This window comes from Mycobacterium sp. (assembly GCF_049608025.1).
GTDB lineage: Bacteria > Actinomycetota > Actinomycetes > Mycobacteriales > Mycobacteriaceae > Mycobacterium.
Map to the genome: position 1 here is coordinate 1 of NZ_JBMYXC010000067.1, position 15334 is coordinate 15334.

The 15334-nt window shown below is 64.4% G+C and carries 14 protein-coding genes and 1 pseudogene; 7 read left to right on the top strand and 8 right to left on the bottom strand.

The features are described from left to right. Window positions 1–361 precede the first annotated feature (361 nt). The 3 genes from ACPGXI_RS16175 to ACPGXI_RS16185 all read left to right on the top strand — a co-directional run bounded on the left by ACPGXI_RS16175 (window position 362) and on the right by ACPGXI_RS16185 (window position 4038). Window positions 362–859: a hypothetical protein gene (locus ACPGXI_RS16175; protein WP_526654719.1), complete on the top strand. Its 498-nt coding sequence runs from the start codon at window positions 362–364 to the stop codon at window positions 857–859. A 228-nt stretch (window positions 860–1087) separates the two neighbouring features. Next, a complete protein-coding gene (locus ACPGXI_RS16180) occupies window positions 1088–2512 on the top strand; it encodes a DUF1254 domain-containing protein (protein ID WP_526654721.1) in 1425 nt (474 codons plus the stop codon). Between the two features lie 176 nt (window positions 2513–2688). Further along, a complete protein-coding gene (locus ACPGXI_RS16185; protein ID WP_526654723.1) occupies window positions 2689–4038 on the top strand; it encodes a DUF1254 domain-containing protein in 1350 nt (449 codons plus the stop codon). 63 nt (window positions 4039–4101) lie between these two features. Here the strand turns inward: ACPGXI_RS16185 and ACPGXI_RS16190 are convergent, their stop codons facing one another. From ACPGXI_RS16190 to ACPGXI_RS16205, 4 genes are all read right to left on the bottom strand, one after another. Then, entirely contained in the window at window positions 4102–5016 is a 915-nt protein-coding gene (locus ACPGXI_RS16190; RefSeq protein WP_526654725.1) for an NAD(P)/FAD-dependent oxidoreductase, read from the bottom strand. A gap of 90 nt (window positions 5017–5106) precedes the next feature. Continuing rightward, window positions 5107–6222 carry a bifunctional RNase H/acid phosphatase gene (locus ACPGXI_RS16195; protein ID WP_526654727.1) on the bottom strand — a complete coding sequence of 372 codons (1116 nt, stop codon included), beginning with the start codon at window positions 6220–6222 and terminating at the stop codon, window positions 5107–5109. After that, complete coding sequence (locus ACPGXI_RS16200) at window positions 6219–6956, bottom strand: zinc ribbon domain-containing protein (RefSeq protein ID WP_526654729.1); 738 nt, start codon at window positions 6954–6956, stop codon at window positions 6219–6221. Before ACPGXI_RS16200 ends, ACPGXI_RS16195 begins: the two co-directional genes overlap by 4 nt. Next, window positions 6953–8107: a Nif3-like dinuclear metal center hexameric protein gene (locus ACPGXI_RS16205; RefSeq protein ID WP_526654731.1), complete on the bottom strand. Its 1155-nt coding sequence runs from the start codon at window positions 8105–8107 to the stop codon at window positions 6953–6955. The genes ACPGXI_RS16200 and ACPGXI_RS16205 overlap by 4 nt, the downstream gene beginning before the upstream one ends. A gap of 78 nt (window positions 8108–8185) precedes the next feature. Here ACPGXI_RS16205 and ACPGXI_RS16210 point away from each other — a divergent pair, with 78 nt between their 5' ends. Together ACPGXI_RS16210 and ACPGXI_RS16215 are read left to right on the top strand one after the other, a co-directional pair. Next, entirely contained in the window at window positions 8186–8872 is a 687-nt protein-coding gene (locus ACPGXI_RS16210; RefSeq protein ID WP_526654733.1) for an HAD hydrolase-like protein, read from the top strand. Further along, a complete protein-coding gene (locus ACPGXI_RS16215) occupies window positions 8865–9722 on the top strand; it encodes an SURF1 family cytochrome oxidase biogenesis protein (RefSeq protein ID WP_526654735.1) in 858 nt (285 codons plus the stop codon). The genes ACPGXI_RS16210 and ACPGXI_RS16215 overlap by 8 nt, the downstream gene beginning before the upstream one ends. Here the strand turns inward: ACPGXI_RS16215 and ACPGXI_RS16220 are convergent. The 4 genes from ACPGXI_RS16220 to ACPGXI_RS16235 form a co-directional block, all read right to left on the bottom strand. After that, window positions 9679–10653 carry a cobalamin biosynthesis protein gene (locus tag ACPGXI_RS16220; protein WP_526654737.1) on the bottom strand — a complete coding sequence of 325 codons (975 nt, stop codon included), beginning with the start codon at window positions 10651–10653 and terminating at the stop codon, window positions 9679–9681. The genes ACPGXI_RS16215 and ACPGXI_RS16220 overlap by 44 nt on opposite strands. 72 nt (window positions 10654–10725) lie before the next feature. Next, window positions 10726–11733, bottom strand: coding sequence for a CobW family GTP-binding protein (locus ACPGXI_RS16225; protein WP_526654739.1), 1008 nt, complete (start codon window positions 11731–11733; stop codon window positions 10726–10728). After that, on the bottom strand, window positions 11723–13030 hold the full coding sequence (gene gntH, locus ACPGXI_RS16230; protein ID WP_526654741.1) for a guanitoxin biosynthesis MBL fold metallo-hydrolase GntH: 1308 nt from the start codon (window positions 13028–13030) through the stop codon (window positions 11723–11725). The genes ACPGXI_RS16225 and gntH overlap by 11 nt, the downstream gene beginning before the upstream one ends. 142 nt (window positions 13031–13172) lie before the next feature. Further along, window positions 13173–14096: a helix-turn-helix transcriptional regulator gene (locus ACPGXI_RS16235; protein WP_526654743.1), complete on the bottom strand. Its 924-nt coding sequence runs from the start codon at window positions 14094–14096 to the stop codon at window positions 13173–13175. A 438-nt stretch (window positions 14097–14534) separates the two neighbouring features. Between ACPGXI_RS16235 and ACPGXI_RS16240 the strand changes: the two are divergent. Together ACPGXI_RS16240 and ACPGXI_RS16245 are read left to right on the top strand one after the other, a co-directional pair. Next, a pseudogene (locus ACPGXI_RS16240) lies at window positions 14535–14966 on the top strand (transposase); the annotation flags it as partial. A 157-nt stretch (window positions 14967–15123) separates the two neighbouring features. Next, window positions 15124–15334: transposase (locus ACPGXI_RS16245; RefSeq protein ID WP_526654745.1), on the top strand; the 211-nt coding region annotated here is incomplete at its 3' end.

The window sequence follows — 15334 nt, forward strand, 5'->3', positions numbered from 1 at the left end:
AGACTTCATCTGTTCGAACTCCTCGACCCGGGCCCGCAACTGCGACTCGCTCGCCCCAGCATCCACATCGAACATACTTTCGAACATACTGTCGACGCTACCCCCGACGTCCGACATCGATGGCCAGAAACGCCATCGGACTGGACGACCAAGCAGGACCCCCATTGGTGATCGTTCTCACCCAGGCGGCGACTGAATTCGACGAACCAGCCGAGTAACGTTTTTGGTGGACGCAACCGCACGGGAAAGGGGTGCACAGTTTGAGTCCGGCTGGATTTAGGGCCAGGCTTCGACACACCACCGTTGGCATCGATAACCCGTTTGCGTCGATAACTTCATCACGATTGACAATGGGAAAACGATGGCTACAGAAGATTTGCAAGAATTTGCATTACCCGAATACCGCGAGAAGCGGATCCGGCCAGATTGGGCACTGTCGAACTGGGCCGATCGGATCCTGGAAGAGGCCGGCGTAGGCGTCACGATCTTGGATCGCGACGGAGTCGTCATCTACTACAACCGCTGGGCAGCGCTATACATGGATCGTCAGCCCAGCTACATAGATGACGACGTACGCAATCGGCATAGCCGTGCAATTACCAACCCGCGGTTAGACGCCATGTTTGGGCTGTTCGAGAAGGGGCGGACTGAGCCGGTTCGCTATGTAGCGCACCCCCCAGGCATGCGCGCACTCCTGGTGACCGTTTCACCGATTCACCAAGGTGATGAACTGGTCGGGTTTTCGCAGCTGGTTCTTTTCAAGGAAGAAGTTCAGGAACTTTGTCAGAGGTTTGACACCGAGGGGCGGAAATCCTTCGAGAAAGAAATGCTGCCGAACGGATGGGAGCCGAATTCATAGTCTTGTTGGGCATACCGACTCCCTCAGCCCGACACGCACACAGCGAGTAGTTGGATCCGGCCGCCAACACTCATCTGAGGTCGGAGGAATTGCTTCGCAGCCGCCGGCCCGCCCTGCTGGCCTGCGCGATCAAGTTAAGTCGGCATTCATCACGACCCGGCTCCGAAACCAGGTGAACCGATAAGCGGACACCTGCCACGATCACCGAGGAATCTCAGCAAAATGAAGATGACCACACCGCTCCCTGACGGGATCGCAACGCCCGACCGGCTGGAGACTTCCATCGGCACCCTGACCTCTGTGGATGGCGTCCCGGACGCGGAGACCACGCAGAGGGTCTATGACAACCTCGATCTCAATCGCGCCACTGAGGCCTTCCTGAACTGCATCCCGATCGCCTCGATGTATGGACTTAAGCAAGGCCTGCTCAAACACGGGCCAGCAAATACCACAGCGGTTCTCTTTGAAGAACTCATGGACTCCAAGGCCCTGTGGCTGACTCCGAATACCACTTCGGTCTACATGGCCTCCTGGCTTGAGCTAGCTGATGAACCCATGGTGATCGAGACTCCGCCCAACGTGTTGGGGTTCATCAACGATGCCTGGTTCCGCTATGTCGTGGACTTCGGCAACGCCGGCCCAGACCAGGGCAAAGGCGGCAAGTTCCTGATCCTGCCTCCTGGTTACGAGGGCGAGGTCCCGGACGGCTACCACGTTGCGCGCACACCGTCGTTGGGCAACTGGGTCATCTGGCGTGGATTCCAGGTGGACGGATCGCCGAGGCCTGCGGTGGCGACGACCAAGAAGCTCTTCCGGATGTATCCGCTGTCCCAGAAAGACAGTCCGCCGCAGATGAGCTTCGTCAATATCTCCGGCAAGTTCGACAGCACCATTCACCGCATGGACTACGGCTACTGGGAGGAGGTCAATTCGACCATTCAGGCAGAGCCCATCGAAGGGCTCGACCCTGAGATCCGTGGATTGCTGGCCGCGATTGGCATCAGGCAGGGCAAAGAGTTCAAGCCCGATGAGCGGATGAGGAAGATCCTCGCCGACGCAGCCGCGATCGGTTCCGTAACGGCGCGCGCCCTGGCCGCCCGTCCGAACAACGAGCACTTCTACCTCTACCCCGGTGAACGGGTTTGGACGAACCCGTTCCTCGACGGTCGCTACGACTTCCTCTACGACGGGGCTACTCTTCTCGATTCGCGCATCTACATGCACTTCTACGCCACCGGGATCACCCCGGCAATGGCAGTGAAGAACGTGGGCAAGGGATCTCAGTACGCGATCGCCTATCTCGACAAGGACGGCAACGCCCTCGACGGCTCCAAGACGTACAAGATCAACTTGCCCAAAGACGTACCGGCCAAGGATTTCTGGTCCTTCACGCTCTACGACAACCAGAGCCGCGGCATGCTTCAGACCGATCAGCGATTTCCAGGCCTCGACAACAACAAGGAAGGCCTGAAGCAGAACGCCGATGGCTCCTACGACGTCTACTTCGCACCGAAGGCACCCCAGGGCCAGGAGAACAACTGGATCCAGACCGACCCAAGCAAGGGGTGGAACACCATTCTTCGTCTCTACGGACCGCTGGAGCCCTTCTATGACAAGACCTGGAAGCCGGGTGACCCCGAGCTGGTCGAATAGCCCAGGTTGCCGCCGTGGGGTGACTGCGAGCGAAATCATGCACGCCGCGGCCATCCGGACCCCGTAGGCCTGGCCCGTGCTGCGCCCGCCTCGCGGCCCCGGGAAATTGTTCCGCGGGTTACGCTTTCAGTCACAGCTTTGAATCGGCCTGGATCGCGCTGCCGAGGGGGATACAGGTGTCCACGATCAATCACGAGATGCAGGTGCAACGGGCCGCCGAAGCGGCCATCTGGGCGATGCCGGCCGTGAGTGTTTATGACATCGAGCTGGGCATCCAGCGGGACCTCGGCGGAAAGTTCGGCGACGTTGTCTATTTCAGCAAGCCGATGGAGTCGCGTCACGGCTTCCTCACCGCGAACAACGTGACGCCGTACGTGGTCAGCGCCCAGTCCACGAAGGACGGCCCGCTCGTCGTTGAGGTTCCACCGGAGGCCCTGAAGGTCAGCTACTTTGGCACCTTCGTCGATGGATGGCAGACGCCGATCGCCGATGTCGGCCCGCCCGGCGACGACAAGGGACAAGGTGCGAAATATCTCTTCTTGCCGCCTGGCTACAGCGGCGAGGTGCCGCCGGGCTATCGCACCTACCGACCGGCGACCTACGGGGTGCACTTCGCATTCCGGCCCGTCGCGAAGAACGGCGGCACCGCTGCCGACCAATCGGCGTATGCGCAGACGCTCAAGGTCTACCCGCTCTCGCAGGAGGCCGATCCGCCCCCGACGACTTTTATCGACGCCTATGACATGGATTGGAACACTCTTCCGGTCTATGACATGACATTCTTCACCGACCTGAACGCGATCGTGCAGCGCGAGCCAGTGCTCGAGCGCGACAAAGCCATGATGGCGCTGCTCTACTCCATCGGAATTCGAAAAGGCGAGAAATTCGATCCCGACGAGGAATCGGTATCGGCGCTCCTGGAGGGACTCGAGCGGGCCTATGACTACTTGCAAAACAGGTTCGTCACCGCAGGCGGTGCCCTGAAGTCGTTCTGGAAAGACCGGCAGTGGTGCACCTTCAACCTCCCACCCGATCAGGCCGAAATCGGCTTCCCGTTCGTCGATGCCGACCGCGTGATGGTCGATGAGCGCGCACAGTTCTACTTCTTCGCGACCTACCTTCCCAAGGTCCTCGGCGGTGGTTCCTTCTACCTCACCGGGACTCGCGACCGCGACGGCGAGCTGATGAACGGCAAGGACACCTACCAGCTCACCGTCCCCTCTGACACCCCGGCAAGGGATTTCTGGTCGGTGACCGTCTACAGCCTGACGACAAAGGGATTCGTGCGGGATGTCCACCGCGTAGGGCTCTCGTCGCAGGAAATCGCGACGATGGCGACCAACAGCGACGGTTCGGTTGACGTCTACTTCGCCCCGGCAGCGCCGCAGGGCCGCGAGTCGAACTGGATTCCGACCGGCGAGGACTTCTTCCTCATCTTCCGCCTCTACGGCCCTGAAGAGCCGCTATTCGACAAGACATGGACCCTCGGCGACGTTGTGAGGACTCAAGTTCTCCAAACTCAATGAGTGCCAGGAAGATCCCAGCGCCAATCGATGAGGCGCAGTCCGGTCTTGCCGCCGCAGGTGTCGTCATGGTTCCTCCATCAAACTCGCAACCACCGAGACCGCTGCAGCCGAACCGGCTGCAATCGCGGCCGCCATCTGAGGCATCTGCGTACACACGTCTCCTGCTGCGAACACGCCGGCAACCGAGGTACGCGAGAGCGCGTCGACCTCAACCGCGTCCTCCGACACCGGTCCCACCGAAGTCAATCTCACCCCAAGTCGGGTAGCGAGGTCGGTGCGCTGATGCAGTGTTGTGGCCACCAGCAGCCCGCGTCGCGGTAGCCGCGAACCGTCGGCGAACACCACGGCACTCAGCTCGCCCTGCTCGGATTCCAGCCTGGCGATCTCGCGGTCATCAACCGCGATCCCCGCGGCACTCAGCCGCGCCAACTGCTCGGCCTCCAGCGCGCCGGCACCCCCGGTCAGCAGCACCACATCGTTGCTCCACGCACACAACAACGACGCCATATGGACGGCCTGTTCGCCGTCGGCCAGCACTCCCAGCGCCTGATCACGGACCTCCCAGCCGTGGCAGAACGGACAGTGGAATACCGAACTCCCCCACAGCTCGTCCAGTCCTGGCAGTCGCGGCGGGCGATATTGCATGCCCATGGCCAGTAACACCCGTTTCACCCGCTCGCGGGTGCCACCGGCGAGTTCGACCTCGAATACACCGTCGCGACGCTCCGCGCCGACCACCTCGCCGCTGCGGACCTCAATGCTCGGATACCGCTGCAGCTCATTCCTGCTCTGCTGGTAGAGCTGCGCCGGCGGAAGACCGTCGTGGCCGAGCAAACCGCCGATTCCGTGCGCCGCAAGGTTGCTCTGCCGGCCGACGTCGACCACCAACGTGCGCCGACGCGCCCGGCCCAACACCAGCGCAGCGCTCAATCCCGCGGCACCACCACCGACGATCAGGCATTCCCAATCCGTTTCCATGACTCGAGCTTGCCCGCCGTTGGCCATGACGCCAAGCCAGTTCGCCGCGCAGGGGAATATCGGCGACGGCGCCGCAACAGGCTCACGGGATCAGAGGTAGCCGGTCTGATTCACCAGCCGGACCGAAGCCGCGCCGTCGGGATAGAACTCGGCGATCGACAACGACGCGAGGTCCAGGTGCAGCCGGTACAGGATCGCCGGGCCTGCGTCGAGGGCCATCCGCAGCAACGTCTTGATTGGGGTCACATGCGACACCACCAGCACCGTGCGGCCCGCGTATTCGCCGAGAATCCTCTGCTGAGCGCGGCTCACCCGCGCCGCGACGGCATCGAAGCTTTCACCCGCCGGCGGCGGTACCGAGGTGTCACGCAGCCACCTCAGGTGCAAATCAGCGTCGCGCTCGGCCGCCTCACCGAACGTCAGTCCCTCCCACGCACCGAAATCGGTTTCGCTCAGGTCATCATCGACAATGACGTCAAGGCCAAGCTCCCGGGCGGCCGCCGAGGCAGTGTCGTAGGCCCGCCGCAGCGGGGAGGAAACGACCGCGGCGACGCCGGACCTGCCCCCGAGGTACTGCGCAGCGGCATCCGCCTGCCTGACCCCGAGATCGGTGAGGGCCGGGTTTCCCTGTCCCGAGTAGCGGCGCTGTGCCGACAATTCGGTTTGCCCGTGACGGAGCAGCAGTAGCCGCGTCGGTGCTCCCCTTGCCCCGGTCCAGCCGGCCGGACTGGTCACGACTTCGGTTCCCGGGGACGCCTGGTCCAACTTCACCGGCGCCGGCGCCTCGACCGATGCGCCCGTCTCCACGGCCGCATCCATGGCTTCGTTGGCCAGCCGATCGGCGTGGCTGTTCTTTGCACGCGGTATCCACGAATAGGTGACCCGATCGAACGTGCCCGCAAGACCTCTGGCTTGCTGATGCAACGCCGCGAGGTCAGGGTGCTTGACCCGCCAGCGACCCGCCATCTGCTCTACCACCAGCTTGGAATCCAAGTGGGCCTCAACCTCGTCTGCGCCGAGGCTGGCCGCTTCCTCAAGTCCGGCGATCAGGCCACGGTACTCCGCGACGTTGTTGGTGGCCCGGTCGATCGACGACTTCACCTCAGCGAGAACCGATGCCCGGTCCGCCGACCACACCACCGCACCGTAACCGGCGGGGCCAGGGTTCCCGCGGGACCCTCCGTCGGCCTCGACCAGAACTTTCACGCTTGAGACGCCTTGACCCGCAATAGGATTGCCGAACATTCCGGGCAACGCAGCACGTCGTCATCGGCCGCGGCGGCGATCCGCGCCGACTCCCCCTTGTCGATTTCGATCCGGCAAGCCCCGCAGCGTCGCCCCTGCAGCAGCCCCGCGCCTACCCCCGCACGGGCCCGCTGATGCTCATAGAGCGCTACCAGCCCCTCGTCGATACGGGCGACGAGATCCGTGCGATGCGAGAGCGATTGGTGGCGCAGCTGGGCCAGGTGGGTGCGGGCTTCGTCGCACGCGCTCTGCGCCTCGCTAAGCGAGCTTTCGAGGGTGTCGATTTCGGCCAGGGCGCGATCCTGATCGGCCGCAACCTCTTCCCGCCGTTCCATCACTTCAAGCAACGAGTCCTCCAGGCTGGTCTGACGTCGCTGCAGGGTGTCGAGCTCGTGCTGGAGCTCGGTGAGTTGCTTGGGGTCGACCGTTCCACCGTCCAGCAGCGCACGGTCGCGATCCTCCCGCTGGCGCACACTGTCGATCTCGCTCTCGAACTTCGCGATCTGGGCATCGATGTCGGCCAGCGCGATCTGCAGCGCAGCCAGCTGGTCGTTTGCCGACCGGTGGCCAGCCTGCGCTTCCTCCAGAGCCCGCTGCTCGGTGAGGTTCTTGGTCCGATGCTCGATCCGACCTATCTCGGCGTCGAGTTCCGCCAACTCGAGCAACGACCGCTGTTGCGGTACTGCAGCTTTCATTTCCGAACTCCCTCGACATTCCATGGGTCGGTGCGCACGTCGGACACGAGGACCGGTAGCGACGCACCGAAGTGATTGCGCAGAAGCTGCGCCGCCTGCGCGCACCACGGGTACTCGCTGGCCCAGTGCGCGACGTCGACGAGTGCGGCCTGGGACACTCGGCGGTGTTCGTCGGCGGGATGATGACGCAAGTCGGCGGTGACGTAGGCGTCCACACCGGAAGCCGCGACCTCGGCAAGCAGCGAGTCACCCGAACCGCCGCACACTGCGACCCGCGACACCGACGCCGCGGCATCTCCGCAGGCGCGTACGCCCCACGAGGTGGCGGGCAGCGCATCGTGCACTCGCGATACGAATGCCGCAAGAGGTTCTGGGCTCTGTAGCGCCGCGATGCGCCCCAGACCCACGTTTGCGGGCGGGGCCTGCAGCGCGACGATGTCGAACGCGGGCTCCTCGTAGGGGTGCGCGCTCCTAAGGGCCGCGAGTACGGCGGCGCGCCGCGACCGCGGGGCAACCATCTCGACTCGATCCTCGGCTACCTGTTCGACGGAGCCGACCGTGCCGATCGCCGGCGTCGCGCCCTCGTGCGGAAGAAACTGTCCGATGCCCGCGACGCTCCAACTGCACTGCGAGTAATCACCGATCTGGCCCGCGCCGGCCGAGAACATCGCGGAGCGGATCACCGCCGCGGTCCTGGAGTTGGCTGGATTATCTAAAGAAGCGCTGGGTACGTACACCACCCACTTGTCCAGCTCCGGGCCTGCCGGCACCGGGGCGAGCACGTCGGACACCTCCAGACCCAGCGCGTCGGCCAGCGCATCCGATACCCCCGGTGATGCACTGTCGGCGTTGGTGTGGGCGGTGAACAAAGCGCGACCGGTGCGGATCATCGAATGGATCAGGGAGCCCTTGGCCGTATCGGCGGCCACCGAGTCCACTCCACGAAGTAGCAATGGATGGTGTGCCAGCAGGAGACCTCGGTCGGGCACCCCTGCCACCACTGCGGGTGTCGCATCCACAGCGATCGTCACCGTATCGACCACTTCTGACGGGTCTCCGCACACCAGCCCGACCGAGTCCCAGCCCTGGGCGAGCCCAGGGGGGTACGCCGCGTCGAGCACATCAATGATGTCGGCGAGTGGAACCGTCATCGCCGCACTCCCGGACTTGCCACATCACGACACTAGTGCGCGGGCCCATCCTGCTCGAGCATCAGGGATGATGGTGGGGTGACCGACACACTGGACAGCACCAGGAACTTCGCGCGGGCAGGCCGCGGCGATCTGGTGGTTTTCGATCTGGACGGGACGCTGACCGATTCGGCGGAGGGCATCGTCGCCAGCTTCCGGCACGCGCTGCGGACCGTGGGTGCGGCTGTCCCAGACGGCGACCTGGCCGGCCGGATCGTCGGCCCGCCGATGCACGTCACGCTCCATGAGATGGGTTTGGGCCACCATGCCGACGCCGCGGTAGCCGCTTACCGCGCCGATTACCTCAGCCGCGGTTGGTCGATGAACCGCCCCTTCGACGGGATTCCCGCGCTGCTCGCCGACCTGCAGTTGGCCGGCGTGCGCTTGGCGGTAGCCACCTCCAAGGCCGAGCCGACCGCGCAGCGCATATTGGCCCACTTCGGCCTCGAGTGTCGCTTCGAGGTGATCGCCGGCGCCCTCGTCGACGGCACCCGCTCATCCAAGGCCGAAGTGCTGGCCAGCGCACTCGCTCGACTGGCACCGCTGCCGGAGCGTGTCGTGATGGTCGGTGACCGCTCTCACGACGTCGAGGGCGCCGCAGCCCACGGCATCGGGACGATCGTGGTCGGCTGGGGCTACGGGCGCGACGACTTCACCGACGGCGGCGGCGACGCACTACTCCACGTCAGCAGTGTCGACGATCTTCGCGAGGTGCTCGGTGCCTAACCGCAGTGTCTCGACCCTTCGCCGCTGGGCCTTTCTGCTACGGCCGCAGTGGCTGGCGCTATACGTGGTCGTCATCGCGTTCGCCTACCTCTGTTTCACGGTGCTGGCACCGTGGCAGCTGGGAAAAAACTCGACGACGACCCGGGAGAATGCGCAGATCGCCCGCTCGCTCGACGCCCCTCCGGTCCCGGTCACGACCCTCCTGCCGCAGCAGGATTCCTCAGCGCCCCAGGACCAGTGGCAGCAAGTCACAGCGACAGGGCGCTACCTATCGCAGGGCCAGGTTCTGGCCAGGTTGCGGCTCGTCGACGGCGAACCGGCTTTCGAAGTGCTGGTTCCGTTCGCGGTCGAGGGCGGACCCACCGTGCTCGTCGACCGCGGCTACGTACGGCCCGTAGCGGGTACCCAGGTACCGCCGATCGAAGCGCCACCCGCCGACACGGTGACCATCACCGCCCGACTGCGTGACCCAGAAGCGCTCGCCCGCGACAAGGCTCCGTTCGAGGCGGACGGCACCCAGCAGGTCTACTCCATCAACACCGATCAGATTGCCGCCCTGACCGGCATCCCGCTGGCAGGCTCCTACCTGCAACTGATGCGCGATCAGCCCGGCGGCCTCGGCGTAATCCCGCTGCCGCACCTCGACGCGGGTCCGTTCCTCTCCTATGGCATCCAATGGATCGCGTTCGGCATCCTGGGTCCGATCGGCGTCGGCTATTTCGTGTTCGCCGAATTGCGGGTGCGCCGTCGCGAGAAGGCAGCTGCCGACGCCGCCTCAGCCCGACACGATGCCGGCGCGCCGCTCACTACCGAAGAGAAACTCGCCAGCCGCTACGGCACGCGAGGCTGACAACCACTGAAAAAACGGCGGCAAGTAGTTGAACGGCCCGCGACAACCGCACTGCCCGCGTGAGGTCAGTGACCTCGGGGGCTCGGCCATCGCCGAGTGAAGGACGGATCTCCAGGTTGTATTCGTACTGAGTCGGCCCGCCGAGGCGGACCCCCAGCGCCCCGGCGAACGAAGCCTCCACCACCCCGGCGTTAGGACTTGGATGCCTGCGCGCATCGCGCCGCCAAGCCCGCATCGCCGCCATTGGTGACCCCCCGACGACCGGGGCGCACATCGCGATGAGCACACCTGTCAGCCGAGCTCCGGCGAGATTCACGAGATCATCGAAACGGGCTGCCGCCCAGCCGAACCGAGCGTATCGCGACGAGCGGTTGCCAATCATCGCATCCAGAGTGTTGGCCGCGCGGAACACGAGCACTGCGGGGGCACCTCCCACCGCCGCCCATACCAGTGGACTGACCTGGGCATCGGAGGTGTTCTCAGCGATCGACTCCAGTGCCGCGCGGGTGAGGCCCGCAACGTCGAGAACCGCCGGGTCACGTCCGCACAGCGATGGCAGCAGTCGGCGCGCGCCGGCGGTATCGCCGTGCTGCAACAGGTCCGACATGTTCTCGCCGGTGCGGCACAGCGAGGTCCCGCCAAGCGCGATGAACGTCGCCGCTGCGACACACATCCCCTCACGCCACTGCCCGCGGGGCCGGCCCGCCCTCTCGGCGGCGGTACCCATGATCGCGACCGCGCCGAGCAGTCCGGCGGTGTGCAGCACGCCAGCAGACCGACCATCGGAATAGCTGTATCGCTCCACAGCCGTTGCGCCGCTGCCGAACAGAGCGACCGGATGACCGCGGCCGGGGTCCCCGAACATCGCGTCGGCCAGGACCCCCGCAGCGATACCTGTTGCGCGGGCCCTACCGCTTACTGCCACCACCATTGCAGCGTCCCACAGGGTCAGTCGGCTGATACCGAGAGGTTCGACTGTGGCTCTGACCGAGTCTGCATGACGTCATGTGAGAGCAGTTGCCAGGCACGTTTCGAAGAGCTGCCCCAGCTGGTGCGGATCCAGAGTTTTCGAACCTATTACGACGATTTGGCTGCCGGTCATCACCGCGCGACCCGGGCCTACGGGCGTCAGTTCGGAGCGCCGCCCGACGGCCTGCAACAACATCCGCCGAGGCGGGCTGCCGGACAACTCGACGAACCCCTTGCAGCGGTAGACGTCCCCGGGGAGATCCCGCCGAAGCATCTCCGACAAGGCGTCCGGATCGAAGGTCCCGTCTGTGCGATAGGTCCACGTTCGGAATTGGTCACCGTGGTCGTGGGCCCCGATATTCTCCCAGTCGATCTCAGTTCCTGATCGAGTTGCGCCGAGGAGAATCTCCATGGGCACCTGCGCGCGGACTGCCTCCACCAGACGAACCCGATCCATTGTCTGTGCTATCCAGTTCCGAACCCACGCCAGGTGATCAGGTGAGGCGAGATCGACCTTGTTGAGTATCACCAGGTCGGCGAAACCGATCTGGCGGGCCTTGAGCATCAACAGTGCTGGGGCATCGTCGAGGTGGGTGAAGATCTGCTCGGTATCCACCACGCAGATGACGCTGTCCAGTCGCACCCAGTCCGGCGTCTGAGAGGTCGCGAAGGTTGCCCAAATGCTGGCCGGATCGGCGACGCCACTTGCTTCCAGGACGATGTGGTCCGGGGGGTCAGGCGAGGTGACGAGCCGCTCGACCGCGGCGAGCAGATCGTCGCGTATCTCACAGCAGACGCAGCCATTGGCCATGCTGATCATGCCGTCTTCGACGCCGACCACAAGCTCGGCATCGATGTTGACTGAACCAAAGTCGTTGACCAGGACGGCAGCCCGCAAGGGTTGGTCGCCGTTGAGTAACCGGTTCAACAGTGTGGTCTTACCGGCTCCGAGAAACCCGGTGAGGATTGTCAGCGGGATGGGGCCGGCACCGACGCGGACGGATGCCTCCGGTTCCAGCCCCGGTGCCGCCTCATGGCGCATCGGGGTCGATTCCCCGGCTGCGCAGCATCTCGTGTGGGTCGATCTTGAAGCCCTCGTCCGGCCAGGTTTGGACGGGTTCACGCTCGACGTCGGGCGGGTAATACTTGTGCGGATCAATCTCCATGTCCCGCAGGAACTGTTCCTGCTGCTGCTCGCGGGGCAACTCTGGGCGCGGAAGCTCAAGCTCCGAGGGCAATGGCGATGGCAGCAGCCACCGCGGGTCCAACGGCGGGATCGCTGCGCCGTCCGGGAGCGCGGCCTCCCGTGACCAGATGCGGTCCTTGGTCACGTTGACGACCTGAACGTCGGGGCCGCCGAACTGAAACAGCCCCTTGTAGTTCGCCCGCACCTCGGCGACCGACTCCGCGTCCAGTGCCGCCCCGCCCGCCTCATAATGAACGATCATTCCCATTCGCGGCTGCACCTTGTCCATCAGATATCCCGCCGCGTAGTACATCGTGTGCCAAGAATCGATCGTGTACTTCATCAGTTCCTCTGGGACGCCGAACTTCAGCGACGACAGGCCCGGAGTGTCCAACTGTCCCTCGGTGATGAACACGTCGCAGCCGGCGGAGTACTTCTCGGTCTTCTCGTCGGGGCGCCCATCCCCGGTCCACACCACCGACAGGCCGGCGTCCTCCCAGTCCAGCCGGTAGGCCGATGCCCCGTCCTTCACGTGCGAACGGGGCCAGTGGCGCACCACGATGCCGTCCTGGTCGTAGCAGACGCCGTTTTCTTCCTTCCAGTCGAATTCGGTGACGTCCATCTCGTAGCCGGCCGAAATAGTCGCGTGCAGGAAGTTCTCCTCGTGCCAGCGCAGCATCTCGCGCATGTGCTTGGCCATGTGCTTGATGCCCAGTTCTGGTGTTGCTCCGGACGGTCCGTACAGGCGCAGCGGCTGCCAGCGACCCGCCCAGGCGGTGAACGGATACATGTAGGGCAGATCGGCGTAATGATCACCGTGCAGGTGACTGATGAAGATGTCGTTGATGAACATCGGTGGCACCTGCATGGCCAGTGCGTTCTTTACGCTGCCGTTGCCCATGTCGAAGAAGAACCGCCGCGGTTGGGGTTTGCCGTTGCCGCATTCGACGAGGATGCAGGTGCCGGCCTGGGTGCGGGTCGGCGGCCACGGTGTGCTGCCCAGGATGCTGATGCGCATCTCGCCCTCGGGCAGTATCTCGGTCCCCGGCGAATAGAAGTTGCGGTTATTGATCGACGTCATCGGGCGGTAGTAGTCGGGCAGGCTGATGCCGCCACCAGGCCGGCGGCCGTAGGGATTGCTCGGTTGGGTCATTGGTACTCCTCTGGGGCCGAAAGGCGCGGGCACAAGTGACCCGCGACCGGGCAGAGAGGTGTTCTCCTACGGCCAGCAGGTCAGCGGCGTCAAGCATGGCAGGCCTGCCCTACGGCGTCTATCCAGATTCGGAACGAGGTGTTCAGCAGGCGCGTTGCAACGTCTCGTTGGGCGGTTCTCCGAAGACCTGACGGTACAGCCCGGCAAACCGGCCAGCGTGCCAGAATCCGCGGTGTAGCGCTACGTCGGTGACGGTGGTGTCCGCGGGGTGTGCCAGTCGCAGGTCGCGGCGTGCGCGATGAAGGTTGCGGGCCCGGAAGAACACCGACGGCGACACGCCGAACTCCCTGCCGAACGCAGCCCGAATCCACCGGTCGGTCACATCCAGGGAGGCGGCCAACGCGGCCACCCGCGGACTCGGGCCGATCTGTTCCGCGGCGTCGAGGCAGGAGCGGACGATCTGAGCCGACGCCGTCAATCGGGGTTCTCCGGCGGCCGGTGCCGAGAGGGCGTCGTCCAGCGTCGCTCGCAGATCGGCTTCTACTGCCGGCAGCAACTCCGGAGTCAGGCTGCCGGCGAGAAGTCTCTCGGAGAGCATCCTCAACAACAGACCCAACCGCGCGACGTCGTCGCCTTCTCGCACGGTGACGCCGTCGGCTGGTTCGGCACCCGTCCGGTCGTGGGGGATGGTGATGGCAGCGAAATTTGGCGGCCGGCGGGCCGCGCCCCCGTGTTCGGATCCGGGTGGGTAACGCCACAGGGAACGCGGATTGAGTTCGACACCGTTCCACGAACCCTGCGCTGGAGTGAGCGGGACAGCAATGACCACGGTGCCTGAAGTGGCCTCACCGAACGTGGCCACCGGGAAGTCGAATGCACCAACGCTTGCCGACAAAGCACCCAGCCTCAAGCCTGCGAGGGTGACCCTGCCGCCGCTGCCGGTGAGTCGTGCCGCTTCCAGCGGCATACCTTCGACGGCGTCTTCGATGACCGAGATATCTGTTCCGCGCACCACAATCGCCGGAACTGACCGGTCCAGCTCCGCGTTATCGGTGTGGTCGATCACGGCTCAACCCTAGCGGGGTCAGTTGGGTCGAGTTCCGTCGAAGATCACCCGATCGGCGGCCCAGCAGTTATCACAGAAGGCCCGCCGCCAGCCGGTATCACCAACTGACCAGCTTGGACTCCGCATGAGATGGCCCTTGGGTCGGCGAAGCTCAACCATCGGGCCTCAACGCGCCACGGCTTCAGAGCGTCACGGCCTCAGAGCGTCAATGCCCACCGGCGAAATTCTCGACGCGGCCCGAACCACCCTCCCTACCAACAATATTCCCACTCGACAGACCCTGACATCGAGGCGCACGGTCCTCGATGCGACATGGGCTCAGCTAGGGCATTTGACGCGGGAGCGACGGTAATTGTCTCCAATTTCGTTGTGCGTTAATTGCTTACGCCTGCGTGGCTCCCACCCGCCACGCCCAGAGGAGCCGAAGCGCGGAAGGGAACCGGCCACACCGGGGCCGACCTGCTCACCGACAAACAGAAAGCCCGGCTGAACGCTGTATTCAGCGTTGATGCCCATGCCGAGGTTGAAGCCACCTGGACGATGTATCAACGCACCGTGGCCGCCTACCGAGAGCCCGACCGCAAGCAAGGACGCACCATGATGGCCGCGCTGATCACCACGCTCAGCGCCGGCGTTCCCAAGCCTCTGCAGGAACTGATCACCCTCGGACGCACCCTCAAAAAGCGGGCCGTCGACGTCCTGGCCTACTTCGACCGCCCTGGCACCTCCAACGGCCCGACCGAGGCGATCAACGGCCGCCTCGAACACCTCCGAGGCTCAGCCCTGGGATTTCGAAATCTCATCAACTACATCGCCAGATCACTACTGGAAACCGGCGGATTCAAACCCCGACTACACCCTCAATTATGACAGTTCGTTCCCTGCGGGCGCTCTCTTGCAAGTTACTGGCCGTTTCCTAAATGCTATTGGCGGTACTTCTCTGCAAACTTTTCGTCTTCGGGACTGTGGATTTATCGGTGTTTCTGGCCTGACACGCTGAGCGGTGCTCGGCGAGGAAGGTGCCGTGATGACGACACTGGATGGCGTGACGAAGAAGAAGGCAGTTGAGCAGTCCGCTGAGCAGCAGGCGGCCGTCGAGCTGGTGCGGCTGGCTCAGGAACAGGGGCTATCGCTGACCGGTCCTGAGGGGCTGCTCAAGCAGTTGACCAAGACGGTGCTCGAGACCGCTCTGAACGAGGAGATGACTGAGCACCTGGGCTATGAGAAACACGACCCGC